Raw genomic sequence first — 25,201 nt, 5'->3', positions numbered from 1 at the left:
GCCCGAGGTGGCCATGGTTGGCCGCCTCGGTTTTTTGGGAAATTCTCAAGCTATGCCAACAATCAATCAGCTTGTCCGCAAGCCGCGGCAAATCGCCGTCACCAAGAGCAAGGTGCCGGCCCTGGAAGCGTGCCCGCAACGGCGCGGCGTGTGCACCCGCGTGTACACCACCACCCCGAAGAAGCCGAACTCCGCGCTGCGGAAGGTCGCCAAGGTTCGCCTGACCAACGGTTTCGAGGTCATCTCCTACATCGGTGGCGAAGGCCACAACCTGCAGGAGCACTCGGTGGTGCTGATCCGCGGTGGTCGTGTGAAGGACTTGCCGGGTGTGCGTTACCACATCGTGCGCGGCTCCCTCGATCTGCAGGGCGTCAAGGACCGGAAGCAGTCGCGCTCCAAGTACGGCGCCAAGCGTCCGAAGAAAGCCTGATTGTCGGCACTACATAAATAAGCAGAGGTTGTCATGCCACGTCGCCGCGAAGTACCCAAGCGCGAAATCCTGGCCGATCCCAAGTTCGGTTCGCAGGATGTTTCCAAGTTCATCAACGTGATCATGCAGGCCGGCAAGAAGTCGGTGGCCGAGCGCATCGTGTATGGCGCGTTCGCGCAGATCACCACCAAGGCCGGCAAGGATCCGCTGGAAGTGTTCTCCGCCGCGGTCGCCAACGTGAAGCCGGTGGTCGAAGTGAAGAGCCGCCGCGTCGGCGGTGCCAACTACCAGGTGCCGGTGGAAGTGCGCCCCTCCCGCCGCATGGCGCTGTCCATGCGCTGGCTGCGCGAAGCGGCGCGCAAGCGCGCCGAGAAGTCCATGGCCCAGCGCCTGGCTGGCGAGTTGCTCGAGGCTGCGGAAGGTCGCGGCGCCGCGATGAAGAAGCGCGAGGAAGTGCACCGCATGGCGGAAGCCAACAAGGCGTTCTCCCACTACCGGTTCTGATCTCTCGTACCGGTAGTGATTCGAGCCCTGAGAAGGGCTCGATTGTTTTGTAACGCAACACTTCAACAATCGCGCTGCGCGCGATTCAGGAAAGGCAGGAATACACCGTGGCTCGCAAGACACCCATCGAGCGTTACCGCAACATCGGTATCTCCGCTCACATCGACGCCGGCAAGACCACCACGACCGAGCGCATCCTCTTCTACACCGGTGTGAACCACAAGATCGGTGAAGTGCACGATGGCGCGGCCACCATGGACTGGATGGAGCAGGAGCAGGAGCGCGGTATCACCATCACCTCCGCGGCCACCACCTGCTTCTGGAAGGGCATGGACATGTCCTTCCCGGAGTACCGCTTCAACATCATCGACACCCCGGGGCACGTGGACTTCACCATCGAGGTGGAGCGCTCCATGCGCGTGCTGGACGGCGCCTGCATGGTGTATTGCGCCGTGGGCGGCGTGCAGCCGCAGTCCGAGACCGTGTGGCGTCAGGCCACCAAGTACAAGGTGCCGCGCCTGGCCTTCGTGAACAAGATGGACCGTTCCGGTGCCAACTTCTTCAAGGTCTATGAGCAGATGCGGGTGCGCCTGCAGGCCAATCCTGTGCCCATCGTGATTCCCATCGGCGCCGAGGACAGCTTCTCCGGCGTGGTCGACCTCATCAAGATGAAGGCGATCATCTGGGACGAGGCCAGCCAGGGCATGAAGTTCGACTACAAGGACATCCCCGCCGAACTGCAGGAGGATGCCCAAAAGTGGCGCGAACAGATGGTCGAGGCGGCTGCCGAGGCGTCCGAGGAACTGATGAACGACTACCTCGAGAACGGCGACCTGGACGAAGACAAGATCAAGCAGGGTCTGCGTCTGCGCACCATCGCGTGTGAGATCCAGCCCATGCTGTGCGGCACCGCGTTCAAGAACAAGGGCGTGCAGCGCATGCTGGATGCCGTGGTCGAGTTCCTGCCGTCGCCGATCGACATCCCGCCGGTGCAGGGCACCGACGAGGACGAGAAGGAAGTCTCCCGCAAGGCCGACGACAGCGAGAAGTTCTCCGCGCTGGCGTTCAAGCTGATGACCGACCCCTTCGTCGGCCAGCTGACCTTCGTGCGTGTGTACTCCGGCGTGCTGGAGTCCGGCTCCACTGTGCTGAACTCGGTCAAGGGCAAGAAGGAGCGCATCGGCCGCATCCTGCAGATGCATGCCAACGAGCGTCAGGAAATCAAGGAAGTGCTGGCGGGCGACATCGCCGCCGTGGTCGGCCTGAAGGAAGTGACCACGGGCGAAACCCTGTGCGACGTGAGTGCGCCGATCATCCTCGAACGCATGGTCTTCCCGGAGCCGGTGATCCACGTCGCCGTCGAGCCGAAGACCAAGAGCGACCAGGAAAAGATGGGCATCGCCCTGTCGCGCCTGGCGGCGGAGGATCCGTCCTTCCGCGTGCGCACCGACGAGGAGTCCGGCCAGACCATCATCTCCGGCATGGGCGAGCTGCACCTGGAGATCATCGTCGACCGCATGAAGCGCGAGTTCAACGTCGAAGCCAACGTGGGTGCGCCGCAAGTGGCCTACCGCGAAACCATCCGCAAGTCGGTCACCGACGTGGAAGGCAAGTTCGTCAAGCAGTCCGGCGGCCGCGGTCAGTACGGTCACGTGGTCATCAACCTGGAGCCGTCCGAGCAGGGCAAGGGCTACGAGTTCGTCGACGCCATCAAGGGCGGCGTGGTGCCGCGCGAGTACATCCCGGCGGTGGACAAGGGCATCCAGGACACCCTGCCGAACGGCGTACTGGCCGGCTTCCCGGTGGTGGACGTCAAGGTCACCCTGCAATTCGGCTCCTACCACGATGTGGACTCGAACGAAAACGCCTTCAAGATGGCCGGTTCCATGGCCTTCAAGGAAGCCATGCGGCGCGCCAGCCCGGTGCTGCTGGAGCCGATGATGGCGGTGGTGGTCGAGACCCCGGAAGACTACATGGGCAACGTCATGGGCGACCTGTCGGGTCGTCGCGGCATCGTCCAGGGCATGGACGACATTCCCGGCGGCATGAAGGAAATCAAGGCCGAAGTGCCGCTGGCCGAAATGTTCGGCTATGCCACCTCGCTGCGTTCGCTGACCCAGGGGCGCGCGACCTACTCGATGGAATTCAAGCATTACGCCGAGGCGCCGAAGAACGTCGCCGAAGCGGTCATCAACAATCGCAAGTAATCAGTAGCATCGACGAGGAATACACTCATGGCTAAAGGCAAGTTTGAGCGGACCAAGCCGCACGTGAACGTAGGCACGATCGGCCACGTTGACCATGGCAAGACCACGCTGACGGCGGCGATCACCACGATTCTGTCGAAGAAGTTCGGCGGCGAGGCGAAGGCGTACGACCAGATCGACGCGGCGCCGGAAGAGAAGGCCCGTGGGATCACCATCAACACCGCCCACGTCGAATACGAAACCGAAACGCGCCACTACGCGCACGTGGATTGCCCGGGTCACGCGGACTACGTGAAGAACATGATCACGGGTGCTGCGCAGATGGACGGCGCGATCCTGGTGTGCTCGGCCGCGGATGGCCCGATGCCGCAGACCCGCGAGCACATCCTGCTGGCCCGTCAGGTGGGCGTGCCCTACATCATCGTGTTCCTGAACAAGTGCGACATGGTGGACGACGAAGAGCTGCTGGAACTCGTCGAAATGGAAGTGCGCGAGCTGCTCTCCAAGTACGAATTCCCCGGCGACGACATCCCCATCGTCAAGGGCTCCGCGCTGAAGGCGCTCGAAGGCGACCAGTCGCCCATCGGCGAGCCGGCGATCTTCGAACTGGCCGCCGCGCTGGACAGCTACATTCCCACCCCGGAACGCGCCATCGACAAGCCCTTCCTGCTGCCGATCGAAGACGTGTTCTCCATCTCCGGGCGCGGCACCGTGGTGACCGGTCGTGTGGAACGCGGCATCGTCAAGGTTGGCGAGGAAATCGAAATCGTCGGCATCAAGCCTACGGTGAAGACCACCTGCACGGGCGTGGAAATGTTCCGCAAGCTGCTGGACCAGGGCCAGGCGGGCGACAACGTGGGCGTGCTGCTGCGCGGCACCAAGCGCGAAGACGTCGAGCGCGGCCAGGTGCTGTGCAAGCCGGGCTCCATCACCCCGCACACCCACTTCACCGGCGAAATCTACGTGCTGTCGAAGGACGAAGGCGGTCGTCACACCCCGTTCTTCAACAACTACCGTCCGCAGTTCTACTTCCGTACCACGGACGTGACCGGCTCGATCGCGCTGCCGGAAGGCACGGAGATGGTGATGCCAGGCGACAACGTGTCGATCACGGTGAAGCTGATCGCCCCGATCGCCATGGAAGAAGGTCTGCGTTTCGCGATCCGCGAAGGCGGCCGTACCGTGGGCGCCGGCGTCGTCGCCAAGATCATCGAGTAATTTCGTTCATGGATGCGGCCGGTCGGCCGCATCCCGCTCTTTGGGATAAAACCATGCAAAGCCAGAAAATCCGCATTCGCCTCAAGGCCTTCGACTACCGCCTGATCGACCAGTCGGCCCTCGAGATCGTCGACACCGCCAAGCGCACCGGCGCCGTGGTTCGCGGTCCCGTTCCGCTGCCGACCCGCATCGAGCGTTTCGACCTGCTGCGTTCGCCGCACGTCAACAAGGCCTCGCGCGATCAGATGGAGATCCGCACCCATCAGCGCCTGATGGACATCATCGACCCGACCGACAAGACGGTCGATGCGCTGATGAAGCTGGACCTGCCGGCTGGCGTGGACGTCGAAATCAAGCTCCAGTAAGTCGCAGACTTGCAGGGGTAGAGAAAAGGCCGGTATAATCCCGGCCTTTGTGCCTTTGGCACATATTTTGTAAGGGCCCGGTCAATCGCAACCGGGGATCAGGAGAAGAAAATGAGTCTAGGCCTTGTCGGTCGCAAGGTTGGCATGACTCGCATCTTCGCCGAGGATGGTCGTTCCATCCCGGTGACGGTGCTGGACGTGTCCAACAACCGTGTGACCCAGATCAAGACGCCTGAGGTGGATGGTTATTCCGCCGTTCAGGTGACCTTTGGCAAGCGCCGTGCGAGCCGCGTCAACAAGCCGCTCGCCGGACATCTCGCCAAGGCCGGCGTCGAAGCCGGTCACGTGCTCAAGGAATTCCGCGTCGAAGCCGCCCAGCTCGCCAGCCTGAAGGCCGGCGACGTGGTCGGCGTCGATCTCTTTGCCGTCGGCCAGAAGGTGGATATCACCGGCACGTCGATCGGCAAGGGTTTCAGCGGTTCCATCAAGCGTCACAACTTCAGCTCCAACCGTGCGTCCCACGGCAACTCGATCTCGCACAACTCGCCGGGCTCCATCGGCATGGCGCAGGATCCGGGTCGCGTGTTTCCGGGCAAGCGCATGGCGGGTCAGTACGGCAACGTGATGCGCACCACGCAGAACCTGGAAGTGGTTCGCGTGGACGCCGAGCGTCAGCTGCTGCTGGTCAAGGGTGCGGTGCCGGGCTCCAAGGGCGGCGACGTGATCGTCCGTCCGGCGGTCAAGGCCGGTAACTGAGCGAGGGCGTAATGGAACTGAAACTACTGAACGACCAGGGTCAGCCTTCGGCCACGCTGCAGGCGTCCGACGTGCTGTTCGGTCGCGAATTCAACGAGGCGCTGGTGCACCAGGTGGTCACCGCCTACATGGCCAATGCCCGTTCCGGCAACCGTGCGCAGAAGGGCCGTGCGGAGATCGCCAAGTCGACCCGCAAGCCGTGGCGCCAGAAGGGTACCGGCCGCGCGCGCGCCGGTATGGCTTCCAGCCCGCTGTGGCGCGGGGGCGGCAAGATCTTCCCGAGCTCCCCGGAAGAGAATTTCTCGCAGAAGGTCAACCGCAAGATGTACCGCGCGGGCGTGGCCTCCATTCTGTCGCAGCTGGCGCGTGAAGACCGCCTGGCGGTGGTCGAGAACTTCAGCGTCGAGGCGCCGAAGACCAAGCTGCTGACCCAGAAGCTGAAGGGCATGGGGCTGGCTTCCGTGCTGGTCATCACAGATGAGCTGGACGAGAACCTGTTCCTGTCTTCCCGCAACCTGCACGACGTGCTCGTGCTCGAGGTGCAGGAAGCGGATCCGGTGTCGCTGGTGCGCTTCGAAAAGGTGCTGGTCACCAAGGCTGCGCTGGCCAAGTTGGAGGAGGCGTGGCAATGAGTGCATTCAGCCAGGAGCGTCTGCTGCAGGTGCTGCTCGCCCCGCAGATCTCCGAAAAGGCGACCCAAATCGCCGACAAGAACGAGCAAGTGGTGTTCAAGGTCGCGTCCGACGCGACCAAGCCGGAAGTGAAGGCCGCCGTCGAACTGCTTTTCAAGGTTCAGGTCGAGTCCGTGCAGATCGCCAACGTGAAGGGCAAGGTCAAGCGCTTCGGCCGCAGCTTCGGTCGCCGCAAGGACTGGAAGAAGGCTTTCGTCAGCCTCAAGCCCGGCCAAGAAATCAACTTTGCGGCTGGGGAGTGATCAATCATGGCACTGGTTAAACTGAAGCCCACCTCCGCCGGCCGTCGCGCGATGGTCAAGGTGGTCAACGCTTCCCTGCACAAGGGCCGTCCGTTCGCCGGCCTGCTCGAGAAGCAGAGCAAGCGCGCTGGCCGCAACAACGGCGGTCGCATCACCGTGCGTCATCAGGGTGGCGGTCACAAGCAGCATTACCGCATCGTCGATTTCCGCCGCAACAAGGATGGCGTGCCGGCCCGCGTCGAACGCATCGAGTACGACCCGAACCGTTCGGCCAACATCGCCCTGCTGCTGTACGCAGATGGCGAGCGCCGCTACATCATCGCCCCGAAGGGTCTGGAAGTCGGTCAGCCGATCGTTTCCGGTTCCGAGGCGCCGATCAAGCCGGGCAATGCCCTGCCGATCCGCAACATCCCGGTGGGTTCCACGATCCACTGCGTGGAAATGTTCCCGGGCAAGGGTGCCCAGCTGGCGCGTGCGGCAGGCACCTCGGTGCAGCTGCTGGCCCGCGAAGGCATCTACGCCCAGCTGCGTCTGCGTTCCGGTGAAATCCGCCGCGTACACGTCGAATGCCGCGCGACCATCGGTGAAGTTGGCAACGAAGAGCACGGTCTGCGCAAGATCGGCAAGGCCGGCGCGAATCGCTGGCGCGGCATTCGCCCGACCGTCCGCGGTGTGGCGATGAACCCGGTGGATCACCCGCACGGCGGCGGCGAAGGCCGTACCGGCGAAGGTGGTGTGCCGCGCAGTCCGTGGGGGCAACCGGCCAAGGGTTACCGCACCCGCCGCAACAAGCGCAGCGATACCATGATCGTGCAGCGTCGGCACAAGCGTTAAGGGGTAAGAGATGGCACGTTCAATCAAGAAAGGCCCGTTCGTCGACGCGCATCTGCTCAAGAAGGTGGATGCGGCCCGCGGCGGTAACGACAAGCGCCCGATCAAGACCTGGTCCCGCCGCTCCACGGTGCTGCCCGACTTCGTCGGTCTGACCATCGCGGTGCATAACGGTCGCCAGCACATTCCGGTGTACGTCACCGAGAACATGGTCGGCCACAAGCTCGGCGAATTCGCGCTGACCCGTACCTTCAAGGGTCACGCCGCCAGCAAGAAGGCGAAGAGGTAAGAAGACATGGAAACCAAAGCGATTCTCCGCGGGGTTCGCCTGTCGGCCCAGAAGGGCCGCCTGGTGGCGGATCTCGTCCGGGGCAAGCCGGTTGATCAGGCGCTCAGCATTCTCGCCTTCTCGCCGAAGAAGGGCGCCAAGATCATCCGCAAGGTGGTCGAGTCGGCCATCGCCAACGCCGAGCACAACGACGGCGCCGATATCGACGCCCTGAAGGTCAAGACCATTTATGTCGAGGAAGGCATGTCGCTGAAGCGCTTCACCGCGCGTGCGAAGGGTCGCGGCAACCGTATCCTCAAGCCCACTTGTCACGTTTACGTGACGGTCGGGGAATAAGGAGTATTCATGGGTCAGAAAATCCATCCGACCGGATTCCGCCTCGCGGTCACGCGTGACTGGGGTTCCCGTTGGTTCGCGCCCAAGCGCGACTTTTCGCGCATGCTGCACGAGGACCTGAAGGTCCGCGACTTCCTGAAGAAGCGCCTGGCGCACGCCTCGGTTGGCCGCGTGGTCATCGAGCGTCCGGCCAAGAACGCCCGCATCACCCTGTACAGCGCTCGTCCGGGCGTGGTCATCGGCAAGAAGGGTGAAGATATCGAACTGCTCAAGCGCGAGCTGCAGAAGATCATCGGTGTGCCGGTGCATGTGAACATCGAGGAAGTGCGCAAGCCGGAAATCGACGCCAAGCTGATCGCCGACTCGATCGCGCAGCAGCTCGAAAAGCGCATCATGTTCCGCCGCGCGATGAAGCGCGCCATGCAGAACGCCATGCGTCTCGGCGCCCAGGGCATCAAGATCATGAGTTCCGGTCGTCTGAACGGTGCCGAAATCGCCCGTACCGAGTGGTACCGCGAAGGCCGCGTGCCGTTGCACACGCTGCGCGCCAACATCGACTACGGCGTTTCCGAAGCGAAGACCACCTACGGCATCATCGGCATCAAGGTGTGGGTGTACAAGGGCGACCAGCTCGGCCGCAACGAACAGCCAGTGGCCGCTGAACCGGAAGCCGACAACCGCCGCGGTCGTCGTGGCGCGCCGCGCAATGACGATGGCCGTCCGGGCCGCCGTCCTGCCCGTCGCGAAGGCGGCCGGCAAGAAGAAAGCAGGAGTGAATGATGCTGCAGCCTACGCGTAGGAAGTATCGTAAGGAGCAGAAGGGCCGCAATACCGGCCTGGCGACGCGCGGTGCGAAGGTCAGCTTCGGCGAGTATGGCCTGAAGGCCACTGGCCGCGGTCGTCTGACCGCCCGTCAGATCGAGTCTGCCCGTCGTGCGATGACCCGTCACATCAAGCGTGGCGGCCGCATCTGGATCCGCATCTTCCCGGACAAGCCGATCTCCAAGAAGCCCGCCGAAGTGCGGATGGGGAACGGCAAGGGCAACCCGGAGTACTGGGTTGCCGAGATCCAGCCCGGCAAGGTGCTGTATGAAATGGATGGCGTGGACGAGGCGCTCGCCCGCGAAGCTTTCCGGCTTGCTGCCGCCAAGCTTCCGATCGACACCGTGTTCGTCACTCGCCAAGTGGGGTAAGGCATGAAGGCGAGTGAACTCCGCGCGAAGAGCGGCGATGAATTGAACAAGGAGTTGCTTGATCTGCTGAAGGCGCAGTTTTCCCTGCGCATGCAACTGGCTACCCAGCAGCTGAGCAACACGAGCCAACTCGGGAAGGTGCGCCGCGACATCGCGCGCGTGCGGACCGTTCTGCGTGAAAAGGCAGGTCAGCAATGAGTGAAGAAAGCGCAAAGGTTCGCCGCGCCCTGGTCGGCCGCGTGGTGAGCGACAAGATGCAGAAGACGGTCACCGTGCTGGTGGAGCGTCGCGTCAAGCATCCGCTGTACGGCAAGATCGTCACCCGCTCGGCGAAGTACCACGCGCACGTCGAAGACGGCGCCGCCACCGCGGGCGACCTGGTGGAGATCGAGGAGTGCCGCCCGATCTCGCGTACCAAGACCTGGACGGTTACGCGCGTCATCGAAAAGGCGCGGGTCATCTGAGCGTTGACGCCTAGGTAAAAACAGCTTGGCAAGAAATTGCCAGGCTGTTATACTTTTCGTCTTTGCTCCGGAACTCATCCGGGGCTTGTGCCCGGACGGGTTCCAAGACTGACCGCTGAGGCGGGATAAGTTGGAGATTTAATTCATGATTCAAATGCAATCCAGGCTGGACGTTGCCGACAACACCGGTGCGCGTTCGGTGATGTGCATCAAGGTTCTTGGTGGGTCCAAGCGCCGCTATGCGGGCATTGGCGACATCATCAAGGTGACCGTGAAGGATGCCGCGCCGCGCGGTCGCGTGAAGAAGGGTGATGTCTACAACGCCGTGGTGGTGCGTACCGCCAAAGGCGTGCGTCGTCCCGACGGTTCGCTGATCAAGTTCGACGGCAACGCCGCCGTGCTGCTGAACAACAAGCTCGAGCCGATCGGTACCCGTATCTTCGGGCCGGTCACGCGCGAGCTGCGCTCCGAGCGGTTCATGAAGATCGTCTCGCTGGCGCCGGAAGTGCTCTGAGGAGTCATTGAGATGAACAAGATCCGCAAGGGTGATGAGGTGGTCGTGCTGACCGGCAAGGATCGCGGTCGCCGCGGTACCGTGCTGCGTCGCGTGGATGATGAGCGCCTGGTGGTCGAGGGTGTCAATCGCGTCAAGAAGCACGTCCGTCCGAACCCGCTCAAGGGTGATGTGGGTGGCATCGTCGAGAAGGAGATGCCGATTCACGTTTCGAACGTCGCGCTGTTCAATCCTGCGTCCCAGAAGGCTGATCGCGTCGGGATCAAGGTGCTTGAGGATGGTCGCAAGGCCCGCTTCTTCAAGTCGAACGGCGAGCTGGTGGACGCGTAAGGAGTGGCAATGGCTCGCTTGCAACAGTTTTACAAGGAAGCGGTGGTGCCCGAGCTGCTCAAGCAGTTCGGCTACAAGTCCGTGATGGAAGTGCCGCGCATCAGCAAGATCACCCTGAACATGGGTGTCGGCGAAGCGGTCGGTGACAAGAAGATCCTGGAAAACGCCATCGGCGACATGACCAAGATCGCCGGTCAGAAGCCGGTGTCCACCAAGGCGCGCAAGTCCATCGCCGGCTTCAAGATCCGCGATGGCTATCCGATCGGCTGCATGGTGACCCTGCGTGGTCCGCGCATGTTCGAATTCCTCGATCGCCTGGTGAGCGTGGCCATGCCGCGTATCCGCGACTTCCGCGGGATCGCTGCGAAGGGTTTCGACGGTCGCGGCAACTACAACCTGGGCGTCAAGGAACAGATCATTTTCCCGGAGATCGAGTACGACAAGATCGACGCGCTCCGTGGGATGAACATCAGCATCACGACGACGGCCAAGACCGACCAGGAAGCGCGTGCGCTGCTGGCCGCGTTCAAGTTCCCGTTCAAGAATTGAGGGTGATATGGCGAAACTTGCTCTGATCAATCGCGAAGACAAGCGTCGCAAGCTGGTGGCGAAGTTCGCTGCCAAGCGTGCCGCACTGATCGCGCAGATCCAGGACACCAAGCTGTCCGAAGAAGAGCGCATGGCCGCGCGTCTGAAGCTTCAGCAGCTGCCGCGCAATGCCAATCCGACGCGTACCCGCAACCGCTGCAGCCTCACCGGGCGTCCGCGTGGTGTGTATCGCAAGTTCGGTCTGTGCCGCAACAAACTGCGCGAAATCGCTTTCCGCGGTGAAGTGCCGGGCATGACCAAGGCGAGCTGGTAAGGAGAGAACGATATGAGTATGTCCGATCCGATCGCCGATATGCTGACCCGCATCCGCAACGCGCAGCAAGCCCAGAAGGGGCGCGTTTCGATGCCGTCGTCCAAGGTCAAGGTTGCGATTGCCAACGTGCTGAAGAGCGAAGGCTACATCGAGGGTTACGTCGTGCGTGACAACGACGGCAAGGCCGAACTCGATGTCGAGCTGAAGTACTACGCCGGCCGTCCGGTCATCGAGCGCATCGAGCGCGTCAGCCGTCCCGGCCTGCGCATCTACAAGGGCAGTGATGATCTGCCGCGCGTGATGAATGGTCTGGGTGTCGCCATCGTCTCCACCCCCAAGGGTGTGATGACCGACCGCGCCGCGCGCGCCAGCCGAGTCGGCGGCGAAGTGCTCTGCGTCGTCGCTTAAGGGGGATGCCATGTCTCGTGTAGCAAAGAACCCGGTGGTCATCCCTGCAGGTGTCGAGGTGACCATCAACGCTGCGGAAATCGCCGTGAAGGGCCCGCTGGGCTCGATCAGCCGTCCGCTGCATCCCGCCGTCGCCGTGGAGCGCGAGGGTGCGGAGCTGCTGTGCAAGGCGCGCGAGGGTGTCGTGAATGCCCGCGCCATGTCCGGCACCATCCGTGCGCTGCTCGCCAACATGGTGGCTGGCGTGTCGAAAGGCTTCGAGCGCAAGCTCACTCTGGTCGGCGTCGGTTACCGTGCGCAGGCCCAGGGCGACAAGCTCAATCTGTCGCTGGGTTTCTCCCATCCGGTCGTGCATCAGATGCCTGCCGGTGTGAAGGTGGAAACCCCGTCGCAGACCGAAATCGTGATCAAGGGCATCGACAAGCAGCAAGTCGGCCAGGTCGCTGCCGAGGTGCGTGCCTACCGCGCTCCCGAACCCTACAAGGGCAAGGGCGTCCGCTATGCGGACGAAGTGGTGGTGCTCAAGGAAACCAAGAAGAAGTAAGGCGGTTCGTCATGGACAAAAAACAAGTTCGTCTTCGCCGCGCGCGCAAAACCCGCGCCAAGCTTGCGGAGCTGAAGGCGGTTCGCCTGACCGTGTTCCGTTCCAATTTGCACATCTACGCCCAGGTGCTGTCCGGCTGCGGCTCGCGCGTGCTGGCCTCGGCCTCCACCGTGGAGCCGGAAGTCCGCGCCAAGGTGCCCAATGGCGGCAACAAACAGGCTGCGGAAGTGGTCGGCAAGCTGATCGCCGAACGCGCCAAGGCTGCCGGGATCGAGCAGGTCGCATTCGACCGCTCGGGCTTCCTGTATCACGGTCGCGTCAAGGCGCTGGCCGAGGCTGCCCGCGAAGGCGGTCTGAAGTTCTAAGCGAGGATTCGAATGGCTAAGCAGCAAACCAAGCGCCCGCAAGCCTCCGAGGAGCGCGACGACGGACTGCGGGAGAAGATGGTCGCGATCAATCGCGTGACCAAGGTGGTGAAGGGCGGCCGGATCCTCGGCTTCGCCGCACTGACCGTGGTCGGCGATGGCGACGGCGGCATCGGCATGGGCAAGGGCAAGTCCCGCGAAGTGCCGGTGGCCGTGCAGAAGGCGATGGACGAGGCGCGTCGCAAGATGGCCAAGGTCGCGCTGAAGAACGGCACGCTGCACCACACCGTGGTCGGCAAGCACGGCGCCGCCTCGGTGCTGATGCAGCCCGCGCCCAGCGGTACCGGCATCATCGCCGGCGGTCCGATGCGCGCGGTGTTCGAGGTGATGGGCGTGACCGACATCATCTGCAAGTGCATCGGTTCGACCAATCCGTACAACGTCGTGCGTGCCACCATCAACGGCCTGCTGGCGGTTAACACCCCGTCGGAAATCGCCGCCAAGCGTGGCAAGACCGTCGAAGAGATTCTGGGGTAAGCGATGTCCGAGAAGAAACTCAAGGTCACGCTGGTCAAGAGCGTGATCGGTACCAAGCAGTCTCACCGCGCCACCGTGCGTGGCCTGGGTCTGCGCCGGCTCAACCACACCGTCGAACTGCAGGACACGCCGGAAGTGCGCGGCATGATCAACAAGGTGTCCTACCTGGTGAAGTGCGAGGCTTAAATGCGGCTGAATGACATCAAACCTGGCGCCGGTTCCAAGGCGCCGGCCAAGCGCGTGGGTCGCGGCATCGGCAGCGGCCTGGGCAAGACCTGCGGCCGTGGTCACAAGGGCCAGAAGTCCCGTTCCGGCGGCTTCCACAAGACCGGTTTCGAGGGCGGTCAGATGCCGCTGCAGCGTCGTCTGCCGAAGCGTGGCTTCACCTCGCTGACCGGCTCGCGCAACGCGGAAGTCCGTCTGTCCGAACTGGACAAGCTGCCGGTGGAAGACGTGGATCTGCTCGTGCTGATGCAGGCCGGTGTGATTCCCGCTGATTCGCTGTCGGCCAAGGTGGTCCTGTCGGGCGAGATCAAGCGCAAGGTCAACCTGCGCGGCATCGGCGTCACCAAGGGCGCGCGCGCGGCCATCGAAGCGGCCGGCGGTTCGGTCGCCGACGGCGAGTAAGCGTAGAGGTCGGTTGTGGCCAATCCTTCCGCCACGCTCGGGGGTACGGGGAAGTTCGGCGATCTGAAGCGCCGGATCCTGTTTCTCCTGGGCGCGCTGATCGTCTATCGCATCGGCGCCCACATCCCGGTTCCCGGCATCGATCCGGATCGGCTCGCCGAGCTGTTCCAGTCGCAGGCCGGCGGCATTCTGGGCGTGTTCAACCTGTTCTCGGGTGGCGCGCTGTCGCGCTTCACGATCTTCGCGCTGGGGATCATGCCGTACATTTCGGCATCGATCATCATGCAGCTGATGACCGTGGCGGTGCCGGCCCTCGAGCAGATCAAGAAGGAAGGCGAAGCCGGCCGGCGCAAGATCACCCAGTACACGCGCTACGGCACCCTGGTGCTGGCCTTCGCGCAGTCGCTGGGCATGGCGATCGCGCTGGAAGGGCAGCCGGGGCTGGTGCTCGATCCTGGCCTGATGTTCCGCTTCGTCACCGTGGCGACCCTGGTCACCGGCACCATGTTCCTGATGTGGCTGGGCGAGCAGATCACCGAGCGCGGCATCGGCAACGGCATCTCGCTGATCATCTTCGCCGGTATCGTGGCCGGGCTGCCGAGCGCCATCGGCGGGCTGTTCGAACTGGTGCGCACCGGCGCCATGCACCCCTTCACTGCGCTGTTCATCTGCGTGCTGGTGGTGCTGGTGACCGCCTTCGTGGTGTTCGTCGAACGCGGTCAGCGCAAGATCCTGGTGAATTACGCCAAGCGCCAGGTGGGCAACAAGGTGTATGGCGGGCAGTCCTCGCACCTGCCGCTGAAGCTGAACATGTCGGGGGTGATCCCGCCGATCTTCGCGTCGAGCATCATCCTGTTCCCGGCCACGCTGGGGCAGTGGTTCGGCGCCTCGGAGGGCATGTACTGGCTGCGCGACATCGCCGCGACGCTGTCTCCGGGGCAGCCGATCTACGTGATGCTGTACGCCCTGGCGATCGTGTTCTTCTGCTTCTTTTACACGGCGCTGGTGTTCAATGCCCGCGACACGGCGGACAACCTGAAGAAGAGCGGCGCGTTCATCCCCGGCATCCGCCCGGGGGACCAGACCGCGCGCTACATCGACAGGATTCTGACCCGGCTGACGCTGGCGGGTGCGGTGTACATCACCCTGGTGTGTCTGCTGCCCGAGTTCCTGATCCTGAAGTGGAACGTGCCGTTCTACTTCGGCGGCACCTCGCTGCTGATCATCGTGGTGGTCACCATGGACTTCATGTCCCAGGTCCAGGCGTACGTGATGTCCCACCAGTACGAGAGCCTGCTCAAGAAGGCCAACTTCAAGGGTGCGGGTCTTCCGCTCAGGTAAGCGATGGCGAAGGAAGATGTAATCGAGATGCAGGGTGAGGTCACCGAGAACCTCCCCAACGCGACGTTCCGCGTCCGCCTCGAGAATGGCCACATGGTCCTCGGGCATATCTCGGGCAAGATGCGCATGCACTACATCCGCATCCTGCCGGGCGACAAGGTCACCGTACAGCTGACGCCCTATGACCTGACCAAGGGCCGGATCGTGTTCCGGACCAAGTAAGAATAGAGAAACAGGAGCAAGAGCATGAGAGTCCAGGCTTCGGTCAAGCGGCTGTGCCGCCACTGCAAGATCATTCGTCGCAAGGGCGTGGTTCGCGTGATTTGCAGCGACCCGCGTCACAAGCAGCGCCAGGGTTGATCTACACAGACCCGGGTATTAAAATTTAATGTTTCGCTTTTTGGGGTAATCGGATGGCCCGTATTGCTGGGGTAAACATTCCCAACCACAAGCATGCCGAGATCGCGCTGACTGCCATCTATGGAATCGGCCGTACGCGTGCTCAGAAGATTTGCGACGCCGCTGGCGTGGCCCGCTCGGTCAAGGTCAAGGATCTGACCGAATCGGACATGGAAAAGCTGCGCGACGAAGTCGGTAAATTCGTCGTCGAGGGCGACCTGCGCCGCGAAATCACGATGAACATCAAGCGCCTCATGGACCTCGGTTGCTACCGGGGCGTGCGGCACCGTCGTGGCCTGCCGATGCGCGGTCAGCGTACCCGCACCAACGCCCGCACCCGCAAGGGTCCGCGCAAGCCGATCGCCGGCAAGAAGTGATAGGAACTGATCATGGCTAAGACTGCTGCAAAGGTTCGCAAGAAGATCAAGAAGAACGTCGCGGAAGGCATCGCGCACGTTCACGCGAGCTTCAACAACACCATCATCACCATTACCGACCGTCAGGGCAATGCGCTGTCGTGGGCCACTTCCGGCGGTGCCGGCTTCAAGGGTTCGCGCAAGAGCACCCCGTTCGCGGCCCAGGTCGCGGCCGAGGCTGCCGGCAAGGTCGCGCAGGAATGCGGTGTGAAGAACCTCGAAGTTCGCATCAAGGGCCCGGGCCCCGGTCGCGAATCGGCTGTCCGCGCGCTCAACGCGCTGGGCATGAAGATTTCCAGCATCACGGACATCACGCCGATCCCGCACAACGGCTGCCGGCCGCCCAAGAAGCGCCGTATCTGACAAGGCGCAATAGCAAGGAGTAGAACGTGGCTCGTAATCTCGACCCCAAGTGCCGTCAGTGCCGTCGCGAGGGCGAAAAGCTCTTCCTGAAGGGCGAAAAGTGCTTCACCGACAAGTGTGCCATCGAGCGCCGCGCCTATGCGCCCGGCCAGCATGGCCAGCGTTCCGGTCAGCGTCTGTCCGGCTATGGCGTGCAACTGCGTGAAAAGCAGAAGATCCGCCGTCTGTACGGCGTGCTGGAGCGTCAGTTCCGCAAGGTGTACGCCGAAGCGGACCGCCGTCGCGGCCAGACCGGTGAAAACCTGCTGCAACTGCTGGAAGGGCGCCTGGATTCGGTCGCCTACCGCATGGGTTTCGGCGTCTCGCGCGCCGAAGCGCGCCAGATCGTGCGCCACAACGGCGTGCTGGTCAACGGCAAGCGCACCAACATTCCGTCCTACACCGTGAAGCCGGGCGATGTGGTCGAGCTGACCGAGCGCACGCGGGCCTCGCTGCGCGTCAAGGCCGCCATCGAAGCCGCCGAGTCGCGTGGTTTCCCCGAGTGGCTCGACGTGGATTCCAAGGCCGGCAAGGGTGTGTTCAAGGCCTATCCGCAGCGCGCGGAGCTTTCGTCGACGATCAACGAAGGCCTAGTGGTCGAACTGTACTCCCGCTGATCCGTCGACGGTGAAGCTTCCCTAATTCGAGGAAATGCTGATGCAAAGCAATGCTCTGCTGAAACCGCGCATCATCGACGTCCAGAGTGTCTCGCCAGTTCAGGCTCGCGTGACCATGGAGCCGTTCGAGCGCGGCTTTGGCCACACCCTGGGGAATGCGCTGCGGCGCATCCTCCTTTCCTCGCTGCCCGGCCATGCGCCGACCGAGGTGTCCATCGAGGGCGTGCTGCACGAGTACTCCACCCTCGACGGCGTTCGCGAGGATGTGGTCGACCTGCTGCTGAACCTGAAGGGCGTGGTGCTCAAGCTGCACAATCGCAGCGAAGCCACCCTGCGCCTGGTGAAGTCCGGCGAAGGCGTGGTGACCGCGGCCGACATCGAAATCGGCCACGACGTCGAGATCATCAATCCCGACCACGTGATCGCGCACCTGGCCCCTGGCGGCAAGCTCGACATGCAGATCAAGGTCGAGGAAGGCCGCGGCTACCTGCCCGGCAACGTGCGTCCGGTGTCCGGCGAGTCGAAGAGCATCGGCCGCGTCGTGCTCGACGCCTCGTTCAGCCCGGTGCGTCGCGTCAGCTACCTGGTCGAGAGCGCCCGTGTGGAGCAGCGTACCGACCTGGACCGCCTGGTCATCGATATCGAGACCAACGGCGCGGTCGATCCGGAAGAGGCGATCCGCTACGCCGCCCGCGTGCTGATGGACCAGCTGTCGGTGTTTGCCGACCTGGAAGGCACGCTGGCCGACGTCGAGGCGCCGAAGCCGCAGACCATCGATCCGGTGCTGCTGCGCCCGGTCGACGATCTCGAGCTGACCGTGCGTTCGGCGAACTGCCTGAAGGCGGAGAACATCTATTACATCGGTGACCTGATCCAGCGCACCGAGACCGAGCTGCTGAAGACTCCGAACCTGGGTCGCAAGTCGCTCAACGAGATCAAGGAAGTGTTGGCCTCCCGCGGGCTGACCCTCGGCATGAAACTGGAAAACTGGCCGCCGGCCGGGCTCGAGAAGCTCGGTTGAGGGTTGCCGGTCAAGTGAGGTAATGAAATGCGTCACCGCAACGGTCTTCGCAAGCTGAATCGCACCAGCAGCCACCGTCAGGCCATGTTCCGCAACATGGCCAACTCCCTGCTGCAGCACGAAGTGATCAAGACGACCCTGCCCAAGGCCAAGGAACTGCGCCGCGTGGTCGAGCCGCTGATCACCCTGGGCAAGAAGCCCAGCCTGTCCAACCGCCGTCTGGCCTTCAACCGTCTGCGCGACCGCGACATGGTCGTCAAGCTGTTCGACGAACTGGGGCCGCGTTACGCCAACCGTAACGGTGGCTATCTGCGCATCCTGAAGTTCGGCTTCCGCGACGGCGACAATGCGCCGATGGCGCTGATCGAGCTGCTCGATCGCCCGGACGAGGCGGCCGAGGCTCCTGCGGAAAACGAAGCCGCCGCGGCCTGAGGCTGCGCGGCTGCGCCAGGAAAAACCGGACCCAGGTCCGGTTTTTTTACGTCCAGGCGAATCACTCGGAGGGTGGATCCGATGGCAAGCGTATTGGTGACCGGCGGTGCCGGCTACATTGGCAGCCACACCTGCCTGGCAGCGCTGCAGGCAGGGCATCGCATCATCGTGGTGGATAACCTCTCGAATGCCTCCGCGGAATCCCTGCGCCGGGTGGAACAGCTTTCCGGGCGCGGAATCCAGGCCTTCCACCAGGTGGATGTGCGCGACCGCGAAGCGCTGGAAGCGGTGTTTCGCACACACCAGATCGAGGTGGTGATTCACTTTGCCGGCCTGAAAGCGGTTGGCGAGTCGGTTCAGCGACCGCTGGCCTACTACGACAACAACGTGTGCGGCACGCGTGTACTGCTGGAGGTCATGGCGGCGCACGAGGTGCGGCGCATCGTGTTCAGTTCCTCCGCCACGGTCTATGGTGATCCGGCACGTGTTCCGCTGGCCGAGGATGCCACACTCGCGCCGGCGAACCCCTACGGGCGCAGCAAGTGGATGGTCGAACAGATGCTTGCCGATCTGGCCGCTTCCGACCCGCGCTGGCATGCGGTGGCCCTGCGCTACTTCAATCCGGTAGGCGCGCACGAGAGCGGGCGGATCGGCGAGGACCCGGTCGGCGTGCCCAACAACCTGATGCCCTATGTCGCCCAGGTGGCGGTCGGGCGATTGGCCGAGCTGCGTGTGTTCGGCAACGATTATCCGACCCCCGACGGGACTGGCGTGCGCGACTACATCCACGTGGTCGATCTGGCGGCCGGCCATCTCCATGCGCTCGAGCGCATCGGGGAACTGCCGGGTGCCACCGCGATCAACCTCGGCACCGGGCAGGGCTACAGCGTGCTGGAAGTGGTGCGCGCCTTCGAGCGCGCGAGCGGGCGCCCGGTGCCGTATCGTGTCGTCGAGCGGCGTCCGGGCGACGTCGCGCAGTGCTGGGCCGATCCGCTGCGTGCGCAGCGTCTGCTGGGCTGGTGCGCGCAGCGTGGACTGGAGGACATATGCGCGGACGCGTGGCGCTGGCAGGCGGCCAATCCGGACGGTTACCGCAACGCTGCGACGGGGTGAACTCGGCGCCCGCGCCGTGGTCCGACGCACAGAAGGGCCGTGGGAGAACGAGCGTGAGCGAACAACTGGTCACCAATCAAAAGAACGTGCTGGGCGGCCCGCTGCTGGCGTGCAGCTATGCGCCGCTGACCGGTTTTTTCCGCACCGGCTGTTGCGAAACCGGTTCGGAGGATCATGGCCGGCATGTGGTGTGCACCAAGGTCACCGAGGATTTCCTGGCGTATTCGCGCCGACGTGGCAATGACCTGAGCACGCCGCGTCCGGATCTGCGTTTTGCCGGACTGCGTCCAGGGGATCGCTGGTGTCTTTGCGCGCATCACTGGCTGGAAGCCTGCGAAGCCGGTGCCGCGCCGCCGGTGATCCTGGCCGCGACCCACCGTGCCGCGCTCGAGGTGGTGGCGCTGGATGTGCTGCGTGCCTATGCGTTGGACGGCTGACCGGTCCGGCTTCACCAGTTGCGTTTGATGCGGTTGCGGTACTGCACGTCGTGCGGCAGTACCGCCTGCATGGCTTCCAGGTGCTCGCGCACACGTTCGGTGGCGATGCGCAGGGTGTCGGCGGTGAGGTGCGACAGCTCGCTCTGACGCGCGGTCAGGCGCACTACCATCTCGATGGCCTGGGTGCGCTGGCGCTCGTCGGCGGGCAGGTAGACGCCCAGTCCGGCGGATTGCAGGGATTTCAGATAGCGCACGCGGCGGTCGATGCGGTCCAGAAAGCGGGCTTGCGGGTCGGCGGATGGCTCGGCCATGAGGATTCCCCGGTTGCAGTTCGCGCTATGCTCGCGCCCTTGAACATGGCCCGCAAGAGCCAGTGCATCGCCAAATGTAAAACTCCGGGACGGTTCAGGGCCTCAGGGCGCGGGCGAGGTAGCGCGCGGTGTGTCCCCGGTTCTGCGCGGCGACGTCTTCCGGCGTGCCGGCGGCGACGATGGTGCCGCCGCCGTCGCCGCCTTCGGGGCCGAGGTCGATGATCCAGTCGGCGGTCTTGATGACGTCCAGGTTGTGCTCGATCACCACGATGGTGTTGCCGTGATCGCGCAGGCGGTGCAGCACGCGCAGCAGCAGGTCGATGTCGTGGAAGTGCAGGCCGGTGGTGGGCTCGTCGAGAATGTACAGGGTGCGGCCGGTATCGCGGCGCGACAGCTCCAGGGCCAGCTTGACACGCTGCGCCTCGCCGCCGGACAGCGTGGTGGCGCTCTGCCCCAGGCGGATGTAGCCCAGGCCCACGTCGGTCAGCGTTTCCAGCTTGCGCGCGACCGCGGGCACCGGGCGGAAGAATTCCAGCGCCTGCTCCACGGTCATCTCCAGCACCTCGTAGATGGTCTTGCCCTTGTAGCGGATTTCCAGCGTCTCGCGGTTGTAGCGCTTGCCGTGGCAGACGTCGCAGGGCACGTACATGTCCGGCAGGAAATGCATCTCCACCTTGATCAGCCCGTCGCCCTGGCAGGCTTCGCAGCGTCCGCCCTTGACGTTGAAGGAGAAGCGCCCGGGGCCGTAGCCGCGCGCGCGCGCTTCCGGCACGCCGGCGAACAGTTCGCGGATCGGCGTCATCAGCCCGGTGTAGGTGGCCGGGTTGGAGCGCGGCGTGCGGCCGATGGGGGATTGATCGACGTCGATGACCTTGTCGAAATGCTCCAGGCCGGCGACGTCGGTGAATGGCGCGGCTTCCGTGCCGGCGCCGTTGAGTTCGCGCGCGGCCAGCGCGGCCAGGGTGTCGTTGATCAGCGTGGATTTGCCCGAGCCGGACACGCCGGTGACGCAGACGAACAGGCCGACCGGCAGATCCAGATCGACCTGGCGCAGATTGTTGCCGCTGCAGCCTTCCAGCTTCAGCCAGCGTTCTCCCGGCGCGCGGCGTTTTTCCGGTAGCGGAATACACCGCCGGCCGGAAAGGTAGTCAGCGGTCAGCGAGCCTTCCGTGGCGAGGATTTCCGCCGGTGTGCCGCGGGCGACCACTTCGCCGCCATGCACGCCAGCGCCGGGGCCCATGTCCACCACGTAGTCGGCGGAGCGGATGGCGTCCTCGTCGTGTTCGACGACGATCACCGTGTTGCCCAGGTCGCGCAGTTGCGCCAGCGTGGCGAGCAGGCGGTCGTTGTCGCGCTGGTGCAGGCCGATCGAGGGTTCGTCGAGCACGTACATGACCCCGGTGAGGCCGGAGCCGATCTGGCTGGCCAGGCGGATGCGCTGCGCCTCGCCGCCGGAAAGCGTGTCGGCGGAGCGGTCGAGCGAGAGGTAGTCCAGCCCGACGTTGATCAGGAAGCTGAGGCGGTCGGCGATTTCCTTGACGATCTTTTCGGCGACCTGGGCGCGATGGCCGCTGAGTTGCAGATCGCCGAAGAAGCGCTGGCATTCGCCCAGCGGCATGCGGCTGATTTCCGGCAGCGAGCGTTCGCCGATCAGCACATGGCGCGCCTCGCTGCGCAGCCGGGTGCCGCCGCAGGCCGGGCAGGGGCAGTTGGCGCGGTACTTGGCGAGCTCCTCGCGCACGGCGAGCGAATCGGTTTCGCGGTAGCGCCGTTCCAGGTTGGGGATGATGCCTTCGAAGGGATGACTCTTCTGTACCGCGCGGCCGTTGTCGGAGAGATAGCGGAAGGCGATGGATTCACGCCCGGAGCCGTGCAGCACGACCTGGCGGACCTTTTCCGGCAGCGCCTCCCAGGTGGTTTCGAGATCGAATGCGTAATGCGCGGCCAGGCTGGCGAGCATCTGGAAATAGAACTGGTTGCGCCGGTCCCAGCCGCGGATGGCGCCGGCGGCCAGCGACAGCTCGGGATGGGCGACCACGCGCGCGGGGTCGAAGAAGTCCACCTGCCCGAGGCCGTCGCACTTGGGGCAGGCGCCGGCCGGGTTGTTGAAGGAGAACAGGCGCGGCTCCAGTTCGGCGAGTGCGAAGCTGCACACCGGACAGGCGAAGCGCGCGGAGAACAGATGTTCGCGCCCTCCGTCCATCTCCACCGCGATGGCGCGTCCGTCGGCGTGGGTCAGCGCGGTCTCGAAGGATTCGGCGATGCGCGCGCGCAGGTCGGCGCGCACCTTGAAACGGTCGACCACCACTTCCACGGTGTGCCGCCGACCTTTCTCCAGCGCGGGCATGGCGTCCAGTTCATACACCTCGCCATCGACACGCACGCGCACGAAGCCCTGCGCGCGCAGTTCGGTGAACAGCTCGTGCTGCTCGCCCTTGCGTCCGGCCACCACCGGGGCGACGATCATCAACCGGGTGTTTTCCGGCAGGGCCAGCACGTGGTCCACCATCTGCGCCACGCTCTGCGCTTCCAGCGCGTGTTCGGGGTGGTCGGGGCAGTGCGGGGTGCCGGCGCGCGCGTAGAGCAGGCGCAGGTAGTCGTGGATCTCGGTGACCGTGCCCACCGTGGAGCGCGGATTGTGGCTGGTGGCCTTCTGCTCGATGGAGATCGCCGGCGACAGGCCCTCGATCAGATCCACGTCGGGCTTTTCCATCAACTGCAGAAACTGGCGCGCGTAGGCGGAAAGCGATTCCACGTAGCGCCGCTGGCCTTCCGCGTACAGGGTGTCGAAGGCCAGCGAGGACTTGCCGGAGCCCGACAGCCCGGTGATCACCGTCATGCGGTTGCGCGGCAGATCCAGGTGGATGCCCTTGAGGTTGTGGGTACGCGCGCCGCGAATGCGGATTTCGTCCATGGGGCCGCTCTGACAGTGACAGACCAACCGCGCACTATAAGAGTAAAGCGGTAGCGGGGCCAAGTTGATTGCGATGTTAGAATCCAGCCCTTTCCGTTCGCAGTCCGTCCCGCATGTCCGCAGCCCAATCCGACTCGATGAGCGCCCAGGAGCGCCGCGCCGGCATCAGCCTGGCGGCGATCTTCGCGCTGCGCATGCTCGGCTTGTTCCTGATCCTGCCGGTGTTCGCGGTGCACGCCGAGCACGTGCCGGGCGGCAACGACCTGATGCTGGTCGGGCTGGTCATCGGCGCCTACGGGCTGACCCAGGGGCTGTTGCAGATTCCCTACGGGGCGGCATCCGATCGTTTCGGGCGCAAACCGGTGATCGTCTTCGGCCTGGTGTTGTTCGCGCTGGGCAGCGTGGTGGCCGCGCTGGCCGATCACATCGGCTGGATCATCGCCGGGCGGGTGCTGCAGGGTGCGGGGGCGATCTCCGCCGCGGTCACCGCGCTGGCCGCCGACCTCACCCGCGACCAGCACCGCACCAAGGTGATGGCGATGATCGGCTCCAGTATCGGCCTGGTGTTCGCCGGCTCGCTGGTGGCCGCGCCCATTCTTTACGCCACGATCGGCATGGACGGCATTTTCTGGCTCACCGCCGGCATGGCCGTGGCCGCCATCTGGGTGGTGCTGCGCATGGTGCCCGCCGCGCCGCCGGTGCCGCGCGCCACTGGCGGCTTCGGCGAGGTGCTGCGCAACGGCCAGTTGATGCGGCTGAATTTCGGTGTGTTCGTGCTGCACCTGATCCAGACCACCATGTGGGTCATGGTGCCCGCCGCCCTGGCCGGCCAGGGGGGGCTGCCGCTGGGAGAACACTGGAAGGTGTATCTGCCGGCGGTACTGCTGTCCTTCGTGGTCATGGTGCCGGCGGTGGTCGTCGCCGAGCGCCACGGCAGGCTGAAGCAGGTGTTCCTTGCCGCCGTCGCGCTGCTGGCCGGCGTGCAGCTCGGCCTGGGCTTGTTCGGCGACGGCCTGTGGGCGCTGGCCTTCTGGTTGACCCTGTTCTTCGTCGCGTTTAACGTGCTCGAGGCCACCCTGCCGTCATGGATCTCGAAGATCGCGCCGGCGCATGCCAAGGGAACCGCGCTGGGCGTATACAATACGCTGCAGTCGGCCGGCCTGTTCCTCGGCGGCGTGCTCGGCGGCTGGCTGGCGCAGGCCTTCGGGCCTGCCGCGGTGAGCCTGAGCTGTGCCCTGCTGGCACTGCTGTGGCTGGCTGCCGCGGCCACGATGAATCCCCCCTCGCGTCGCGCGCAGATGCCCGCGAACGCCGGTTGAACCGAAGCAAATACTGGAGACCTGGATGGCTTCCCTGAACAAAGTGATCCTGATCGGCAACCTCGGCCGCGATCCGGAAACCCGCTACATGCCGAGCGGCGACGCGATCTGCAACGTGACCATCGCCACCACCGAAACCTGGAAGGACAAGGCCACCGGCGAGCGCCGCGAGGCCACCGAATGGCACCGCGTGGTGTTCTTCAGCCGCCTGGCGGAAATCGCCGCGCAGTATCTGCGCAAGGGCAGCCAGGTGTATGTGGAAGGCCGCCTGCAGACGCGCAAGTGGCAGGACAAGGACGGGCAGGAGCGCTACACCACCGAAATTCGTGCCGACGAGATGAAGATGCTCGGCCGCCGCGAGGGCGGCGGCGATGCGCCGATGCGGGACAGCGGCGGATACGAAGCCCCGCCGGCACGCCAGGAGCGCGCTCCGGCGGCAGCCCCGGCCCTGCAGTCCAAGCCTGCCGGTGGCGGTGGCTTCGGCGAGTTCGACGACGACATTCCGTTCTGAGCGGGTTCTTTTCGCCAGGCTTGCAGGCCGCCTTCGGGCGGCCTTTGCTTTTCCTGCCGCCATGGCGCAATCCACGCGCGATGCGGCAGGCATTTGCTTTACACTTTCTCGCATGACAAGCGGCGGTGTCTGTTCCGCTCCGGACGGGCGGCCGTTGGCCTGGCCATACGCCCGGCCGGCCGCTTCAACGAGCGGCGGGTGCGAGAGTGCCGCCGCACTGCGTGCAGGGAGGAATCCTTGAGGCAATGCCGAAT

39 protein-coding genes are annotated in these 25,201 nt (G+C 64.4%); 37 read left to right on the top strand and 2 right to left on the bottom strand.

Translation table 11 applies throughout. The features are described from left to right. The first annotated feature begins 52 nt into the window (after positions 1–52). From rpsL to E6C76_RS14975, 35 genes are all read left to right on the top strand, one after another. Positions 53–430, top strand: a complete 378-nt coding sequence (rpsL, locus tag E6C76_RS15145) for a 30S ribosomal protein S12 (protein ID WP_136349069.1) — start codon at positions 53–55, stop codon at positions 428–430. Positions 431–463: 33 nt separating this feature from the next. Then, a complete protein-coding gene (gene rpsG / locus E6C76_RS15140) occupies positions 464–934 on the top strand; it encodes a 30S ribosomal protein S7 (RefSeq protein ID WP_136349068.1) in 471 nt (156 codons plus the stop codon). 107 nt (positions 935–1,041) lie between these two features. Further along, positions 1,042–3,141 (top strand): elongation factor G, encoded by a 2,100-nt coding sequence (fusA, locus tag E6C76_RS15135; protein ID WP_136349067.1) that lies wholly within the window; start codon positions 1,042–1,044, stop codon positions 3,139–3,141. A 27-nt stretch (positions 3,142–3,168) separates the two neighbouring features. Then, positions 3,169–4,359, top strand: a complete 1,191-nt coding sequence (tuf, locus tag E6C76_RS15130; RefSeq protein ID WP_136349066.1) for an elongation factor Tu — start codon at positions 3,169–3,171, stop codon at positions 4,357–4,359. 53 nt (positions 4,360–4,412) lie between these two features. Then, on the top strand, positions 4,413–4,724 hold the full coding sequence (gene rpsJ, locus E6C76_RS15125) for a 30S ribosomal protein S10 (RefSeq protein ID WP_107494444.1): 312 nt from the start codon (positions 4,413–4,415) through the stop codon (positions 4,722–4,724). 111 nt (positions 4,725–4,835) lie between these two features. Beyond that, positions 4,836–5,480: a 50S ribosomal protein L3 gene (gene rplC / locus E6C76_RS15120; RefSeq protein ID WP_136349065.1), complete on the top strand. Its 645-nt coding sequence runs from the start codon at positions 4,836–4,838 to the stop codon at positions 5,478–5,480. 11 nt (positions 5,481–5,491) lie between these two features. Continuing rightward, entirely contained in the window at positions 5,492–6,112 is a 621-nt protein-coding gene (gene rplD / locus E6C76_RS15115; protein WP_136349064.1) for a 50S ribosomal protein L4, read from the top strand. Continuing rightward, on the top strand, positions 6,109–6,414 hold the full coding sequence (gene rplW, locus E6C76_RS15110) for a 50S ribosomal protein L23 (protein ID WP_136349063.1): 306 nt from the start codon (positions 6,109–6,111) through the stop codon (positions 6,412–6,414). The genes rplD and rplW overlap by 4 nt, the downstream gene beginning before the upstream one ends. 6 nt (positions 6,415–6,420) lie before the next feature. Beyond that, positions 6,421–7,248 carry a 50S ribosomal protein L2 gene (rplB, locus tag E6C76_RS15105; protein ID WP_136349062.1) on the top strand — a complete coding sequence of 276 codons (828 nt, stop codon included), beginning with the start codon at positions 6,421–6,423 and terminating at the stop codon, positions 7,246–7,248. Positions 7,249–7,258: 10 nt separating this feature from the next. Continuing rightward, positions 7,259–7,534, top strand: a complete 276-nt coding sequence (rpsS, locus tag E6C76_RS15100) for a 30S ribosomal protein S19 (protein WP_136349061.1) — start codon at positions 7,259–7,261, stop codon at positions 7,532–7,534. Positions 7,535–7,540: 6 nt separating this feature from the next. Then, positions 7,541–7,870: a 50S ribosomal protein L22 gene (gene rplV / locus E6C76_RS15095; protein WP_136349060.1), complete on the top strand. Its 330-nt coding sequence runs from the start codon at positions 7,541–7,543 to the stop codon at positions 7,868–7,870. Between the two features lie 9 nt (positions 7,871–7,879). Then, positions 7,880–8,650: a 30S ribosomal protein S3 gene (gene rpsC, locus E6C76_RS15090; RefSeq protein ID WP_136349059.1), complete on the top strand. Its 771-nt coding sequence runs from the start codon at positions 7,880–7,882 to the stop codon at positions 8,648–8,650. Further along, positions 8,650–9,063: a 50S ribosomal protein L16 gene (rplP, locus tag E6C76_RS15085; RefSeq protein ID WP_136349247.1), complete on the top strand. Its 414-nt coding sequence runs from the start codon at positions 8,650–8,652 to the stop codon at positions 9,061–9,063. The genes rpsC and rplP overlap by 1 nt, the downstream gene beginning before the upstream one ends. A 3-nt stretch (positions 9,064–9,066) precedes the next feature. Next, positions 9,067–9,261 carry a 50S ribosomal protein L29 gene (gene rpmC / locus E6C76_RS15080; RefSeq protein ID WP_136349058.1) on the top strand — a complete coding sequence of 65 codons (195 nt, stop codon included), beginning with the start codon at positions 9,067–9,069 and terminating at the stop codon, positions 9,259–9,261. Beyond that, a complete protein-coding gene (gene rpsQ, locus E6C76_RS15075; protein ID WP_136349057.1) occupies positions 9,258–9,527 on the top strand; it encodes a 30S ribosomal protein S17 in 270 nt (89 codons plus the stop codon). Before rpmC ends, rpsQ begins: the two co-directional genes overlap by 4 nt. Before the next feature lie 145 nt (positions 9,528–9,672). Then, entirely contained in the window at positions 9,673–10,041 is a 369-nt protein-coding gene (gene rplN / locus E6C76_RS15070; protein ID WP_114649074.1) for a 50S ribosomal protein L14, read from the top strand. Positions 10,042–10,053: 12 nt separating this feature from the next. After that, a complete protein-coding gene (gene rplX, locus E6C76_RS15065) occupies positions 10,054–10,371 on the top strand; it encodes a 50S ribosomal protein L24 (RefSeq protein WP_136349056.1) in 318 nt (105 codons plus the stop codon). A gap of 9 nt (positions 10,372–10,380) precedes the next feature. After that, positions 10,381–10,920 carry a 50S ribosomal protein L5 gene (rplE, locus tag E6C76_RS15060; protein ID WP_136349055.1) on the top strand — a complete coding sequence of 180 codons (540 nt, stop codon included), beginning with the start codon at positions 10,381–10,383 and terminating at the stop codon, positions 10,918–10,920. A 7-nt stretch (positions 10,921–10,927) separates the two neighbouring features. Then, positions 10,928–11,233, top strand: coding sequence for a 30S ribosomal protein S14 (rpsN, locus tag E6C76_RS15055; RefSeq protein ID WP_136349054.1), 306 nt, complete (start codon positions 10,928–10,930; stop codon positions 11,231–11,233). Between the two features lie 12 nt (positions 11,234–11,245). Then, a complete protein-coding gene (rpsH, locus tag E6C76_RS15050) occupies positions 11,246–11,641 on the top strand; it encodes a 30S ribosomal protein S8 (protein ID WP_136349053.1) in 396 nt (131 codons plus the stop codon). A gap of 10 nt (positions 11,642–11,651) precedes the next feature. Next, entirely contained in the window at positions 11,652–12,185 is a 534-nt protein-coding gene (rplF, locus tag E6C76_RS15045; protein ID WP_136349052.1) for a 50S ribosomal protein L6, read from the top strand. Positions 12,186–12,196: 11 nt separating this feature from the next. Further along, positions 12,197–12,550, top strand: a complete 354-nt coding sequence (gene rplR, locus E6C76_RS15040) for a 50S ribosomal protein L18 (RefSeq protein WP_136349051.1) — start codon at positions 12,197–12,199, stop codon at positions 12,548–12,550. 12 nt (positions 12,551–12,562) lie between these two features. Continuing rightward, positions 12,563–13,087 (top strand): 30S ribosomal protein S5, encoded by a 525-nt coding sequence (gene rpsE / locus E6C76_RS15035; RefSeq protein WP_136349050.1) that lies wholly within the window; start codon positions 12,563–12,565, stop codon positions 13,085–13,087. Positions 13,088–13,090: 3 nt separating this feature from the next. Further along, positions 13,091–13,273, top strand: coding sequence for a 50S ribosomal protein L30 (gene rpmD / locus E6C76_RS15030; protein WP_136349049.1), 183 nt, complete (start codon positions 13,091–13,093; stop codon positions 13,271–13,273). Further along, positions 13,274–13,714 (top strand): 50S ribosomal protein L15, encoded by a 441-nt coding sequence (rplO, locus tag E6C76_RS15025; RefSeq protein ID WP_136349048.1) that lies wholly within the window; start codon positions 13,274–13,276, stop codon positions 13,712–13,714. Between the two features lie 15 nt (positions 13,715–13,729). Next, positions 13,730–15,055: a preprotein translocase subunit SecY gene (gene secY, locus E6C76_RS15020; protein ID WP_136349047.1), complete on the top strand. Its 1,326-nt coding sequence runs from the start codon at positions 13,730–13,732 to the stop codon at positions 15,053–15,055. A gap of 3 nt (positions 15,056–15,058) precedes the next feature. Continuing rightward, positions 15,059–15,277: a translation initiation factor IF-1 gene (gene infA / locus E6C76_RS15015; RefSeq protein WP_002931617.1), complete on the top strand. Its 219-nt coding sequence runs from the start codon at positions 15,059–15,061 to the stop codon at positions 15,275–15,277. Between the two features lie 24 nt (positions 15,278–15,301). After that, entirely contained in the window at positions 15,302–15,415 is a 114-nt protein-coding gene (gene rpmJ / locus E6C76_RS15010) for a 50S ribosomal protein L36 (protein WP_136349046.1), read from the top strand. Positions 15,416–15,468: 53 nt separating this feature from the next. After that, positions 15,469–15,831 carry a 30S ribosomal protein S13 gene (gene rpsM, locus E6C76_RS15005; protein WP_136349045.1) on the top strand — a complete coding sequence of 121 codons (363 nt, stop codon included), beginning with the start codon at positions 15,469–15,471 and terminating at the stop codon, positions 15,829–15,831. 12 nt (positions 15,832–15,843) lie between these two features. Beyond that, positions 15,844–16,233 carry a 30S ribosomal protein S11 gene (gene rpsK / locus E6C76_RS15000; protein WP_136349044.1) on the top strand — a complete coding sequence of 130 codons (390 nt, stop codon included), beginning with the start codon at positions 15,844–15,846 and terminating at the stop codon, positions 16,231–16,233. A 26-nt stretch (positions 16,234–16,259) separates the two neighbouring features. Next, the gene (gene rpsD / locus E6C76_RS14995; protein WP_136349043.1) at positions 16,260–16,889 is read left to right on the top strand and encodes a 30S ribosomal protein S4; all 630 of its coding nucleotides are present in this window, start codon (positions 16,260–16,262) and stop codon (positions 16,887–16,889) included. Between the two features lie 40 nt (positions 16,890–16,929). Further along, on the top strand, positions 16,930–17,910 hold the full coding sequence (locus E6C76_RS14990) for a DNA-directed RNA polymerase subunit alpha (protein ID WP_136349042.1): 981 nt from the start codon (positions 16,930–16,932) through the stop codon (positions 17,908–17,910). Positions 17,911–17,937: 27 nt separating this feature from the next. Beyond that, positions 17,938–18,342 (top strand): 50S ribosomal protein L17, encoded by a 405-nt coding sequence (gene rplQ, locus E6C76_RS14985; RefSeq protein ID WP_136349041.1) that lies wholly within the window; start codon positions 17,938–17,940, stop codon positions 18,340–18,342. A gap of 81 nt (positions 18,343–18,423) precedes the next feature. Next, positions 18,424–19,455, top strand: a complete 1,032-nt coding sequence (gene galE, locus E6C76_RS14980) for a UDP-glucose 4-epimerase GalE (RefSeq protein WP_136349040.1) — start codon at positions 18,424–18,426, stop codon at positions 19,453–19,455. A 53-nt stretch (positions 19,456–19,508) separates the two neighbouring features. Continuing rightward, positions 19,509–19,892, top strand: coding sequence for a DUF2237 family protein (locus E6C76_RS14975; RefSeq protein ID WP_230976284.1), 384 nt, complete (start codon positions 19,509–19,511; stop codon positions 19,890–19,892). Positions 19,893–19,903: 11 nt separating this feature from the next. On the opposite strand, the gene E6C76_RS14970 is transcribed toward E6C76_RS14975, so the two are convergent. Together E6C76_RS14970 and uvrA are read right to left on the bottom strand one after the other, a co-directional pair. Then, positions 19,904–20,203 carry a hypothetical protein gene (locus tag E6C76_RS14970; RefSeq protein ID WP_136349038.1) on the bottom strand — a complete coding sequence of 100 codons (300 nt, stop codon included), beginning with the start codon at positions 20,201–20,203 and terminating at the stop codon, positions 19,904–19,906. Between the two features lie 94 nt (positions 20,204–20,297). Further along, positions 20,298–23,117 carry an excinuclease ABC subunit UvrA gene (gene uvrA, locus E6C76_RS14965; protein WP_136349037.1) on the bottom strand — a complete coding sequence of 940 codons (2,820 nt, stop codon included), beginning with the start codon at positions 23,115–23,117 and terminating at the stop codon, positions 20,298–20,300. A gap of 137 nt (positions 23,118–23,254) precedes the next feature. Here uvrA and E6C76_RS14960 point away from each other — a divergent pair, with 137 nt between their 5' ends. Both E6C76_RS14960 and ssb read left to right on the top strand, forming a co-directional pair. Then, positions 23,255–24,436 carry an MFS transporter gene (locus E6C76_RS14960; protein ID WP_136349246.1) on the top strand — a complete coding sequence of 394 codons (1,182 nt, stop codon included), beginning with the start codon at positions 23,255–23,257 and terminating at the stop codon, positions 24,434–24,436. Positions 24,437–24,461: 25 nt separating this feature from the next. Next, the gene (ssb, locus tag E6C76_RS14955) at positions 24,462–24,947 is read left to right on the top strand and encodes a single-stranded DNA-binding protein (protein WP_136349036.1); all 486 of its coding nucleotides are present in this window, start codon (positions 24,462–24,464) and stop codon (positions 24,945–24,947) included. Positions 24,948–25,201: the final 254 nt, after the last annotated feature.

Source organism: Pseudothauera nasutitermitis (assembly GCF_004801295.1).
Classification (GTDB): Bacteria; Pseudomonadota; Gammaproteobacteria; order Burkholderiales; family Rhodocyclaceae; genus Pseudothauera; species Pseudothauera nasutitermitis.
This window is presented reverse-complemented; position numbering and strand designations above follow the sequence as displayed.

Excerpts from the sequence above, each read along its gene's own strand:
- rpsN (WP_136349054.1), top strand. The coding sequence starts at position 10,928 with ATGGCGAAACTTGCTCTGATCAATCGCGAAGACAAGCGTCGCAAGCTG.
- rpsM (WP_136349045.1), top strand. The coding sequence starts at position 15,469 with ATGGCCCGTATTGCTGGGGTAAACATTCCCAACCACAAGCATGCCGAG.
- rplO (WP_136349048.1), top strand. The coding sequence starts at position 13,274 with ATGCGGCTGAATGACATCAAACCTGGCGCCGGTTCCAAGGCGCCGGCC.
- rplN (WP_114649074.1), top strand. The coding sequence starts at position 9,673 with ATGATTCAAATGCAATCCAGGCTGGACGTTGCCGACAACACCGGTGCG.
- infA (WP_002931617.1), top strand. The coding sequence starts at position 15,059 with ATGGCGAAGGAAGATGTAATCGAGATGCAGGGTGAGGTCACCGAGAAC.
- rplW (WP_136349063.1), top strand. The coding sequence starts at position 6,109 with ATGAGTGCATTCAGCCAGGAGCGTCTGCTGCAGGTGCTGCTCGCCCCG.
- rpmJ (WP_136349046.1), top strand. The coding sequence starts at position 15,302 with ATGAGAGTCCAGGCTTCGGTCAAGCGGCTGTGCCGCCACTGCAAGATC.
- rpsH (WP_136349053.1), top strand. The coding sequence starts at position 11,246 with ATGAGTATGTCCGATCCGATCGCCGATATGCTGACCCGCATCCGCAAC.
- rplX (WP_136349056.1), top strand. The coding sequence starts at position 10,054 with ATGAACAAGATCCGCAAGGGTGATGAGGTGGTCGTGCTGACCGGCAAG.
- rpsG (WP_136349068.1), top strand. The coding sequence starts at position 464 with ATGCCACGTCGCCGCGAAGTACCCAAGCGCGAAATCCTGGCCGATCCC.
- rplP (WP_136349247.1), top strand. The coding sequence starts at position 8,650 with ATGCTGCAGCCTACGCGTAGGAAGTATCGTAAGGAGCAGAAGGGCCGC.
- rpsC (WP_136349059.1), top strand. The coding sequence starts at position 7,880 with ATGGGTCAGAAAATCCATCCGACCGGATTCCGCCTCGCGGTCACGCGT.
- rplE (WP_136349055.1), top strand. The coding sequence starts at position 10,381 with ATGGCTCGCTTGCAACAGTTTTACAAGGAAGCGGTGGTGCCCGAGCTG.
- ssb (WP_136349036.1), top strand. The coding sequence starts at position 24,462 with ATGGCTTCCCTGAACAAAGTGATCCTGATCGGCAACCTCGGCCGCGAT.
- rplC (WP_136349065.1), top strand. The coding sequence starts at position 4,836 with ATGAGTCTAGGCCTTGTCGGTCGCAAGGTTGGCATGACTCGCATCTTC.
- rplV (WP_136349060.1), top strand. The coding sequence starts at position 7,541 with ATGGAAACCAAAGCGATTCTCCGCGGGGTTCGCCTGTCGGCCCAGAAG.
- galE (WP_136349040.1), top strand. The coding sequence starts at position 18,424 with ATGGCAAGCGTATTGGTGACCGGCGGTGCCGGCTACATTGGCAGCCAC.
- rpsE (WP_136349050.1), top strand. The coding sequence starts at position 12,563 with ATGGCTAAGCAGCAAACCAAGCGCCCGCAAGCCTCCGAGGAGCGCGAC.
- rpmC (WP_136349058.1), top strand. The coding sequence starts at position 9,067 with ATGAAGGCGAGTGAACTCCGCGCGAAGAGCGGCGATGAATTGAACAAG.
- rplD (WP_136349064.1), top strand. The coding sequence starts at position 5,492 with ATGGAACTGAAACTACTGAACGACCAGGGTCAGCCTTCGGCCACGCTG.
- rplQ (WP_136349041.1), top strand. The coding sequence starts at position 17,938 with ATGCGTCACCGCAACGGTCTTCGCAAGCTGAATCGCACCAGCAGCCAC.
- E6C76_RS14960 (WP_136349246.1), top strand. The coding sequence starts at position 23,255 with ATGAGCGCCCAGGAGCGCCGCGCCGGCATCAGCCTGGCGGCGATCTTC.
- rpsK (WP_136349044.1), top strand. The coding sequence starts at position 15,844 with ATGGCTAAGACTGCTGCAAAGGTTCGCAAGAAGATCAAGAAGAACGTC.
- rpmD (WP_136349049.1), top strand. The coding sequence starts at position 13,091 with ATGTCCGAGAAGAAACTCAAGGTCACGCTGGTCAAGAGCGTGATCGGT.
- rpsL (WP_136349069.1), top strand. The coding sequence starts at position 53 with ATGCCAACAATCAATCAGCTTGTCCGCAAGCCGCGGCAAATCGCCGTC.
- E6C76_RS14970 (WP_136349038.1), bottom strand. The coding sequence starts at position 20,203 with ATGGCCGAGCCATCCGCCGACCCGCAAGCCCGCTTTCTGGACCGCATC.
- rpsJ (WP_107494444.1), top strand. The coding sequence starts at position 4,413 with ATGCAAAGCCAGAAAATCCGCATTCGCCTCAAGGCCTTCGACTACCGC.
- rplR (WP_136349051.1), top strand. The coding sequence starts at position 12,197 with ATGGACAAAAAACAAGTTCGTCTTCGCCGCGCGCGCAAAACCCGCGCC.
- rpsS (WP_136349061.1), top strand. The coding sequence starts at position 7,259 with ATGGCACGTTCAATCAAGAAAGGCCCGTTCGTCGACGCGCATCTGCTC.
- E6C76_RS14990 (WP_136349042.1), top strand. The coding sequence starts at position 16,930 with ATGCAAAGCAATGCTCTGCTGAAACCGCGCATCATCGACGTCCAGAGT.
- tuf (WP_136349066.1), top strand. The coding sequence starts at position 3,169 with ATGGCTAAAGGCAAGTTTGAGCGGACCAAGCCGCACGTGAACGTAGGC.
- rplB (WP_136349062.1), top strand. The coding sequence starts at position 6,421 with ATGGCACTGGTTAAACTGAAGCCCACCTCCGCCGGCCGTCGCGCGATG.
- rpsQ (WP_136349057.1), top strand. The coding sequence starts at position 9,258 with ATGAGTGAAGAAAGCGCAAAGGTTCGCCGCGCCCTGGTCGGCCGCGTG.
- uvrA (WP_136349037.1), bottom strand. The coding sequence starts at position 23,117 with ATGGACGAAATCCGCATTCGCGGCGCGCGTACCCACAACCTCAAGGGC.
- rplF (WP_136349052.1), top strand. The coding sequence starts at position 11,652 with ATGTCTCGTGTAGCAAAGAACCCGGTGGTCATCCCTGCAGGTGTCGAG.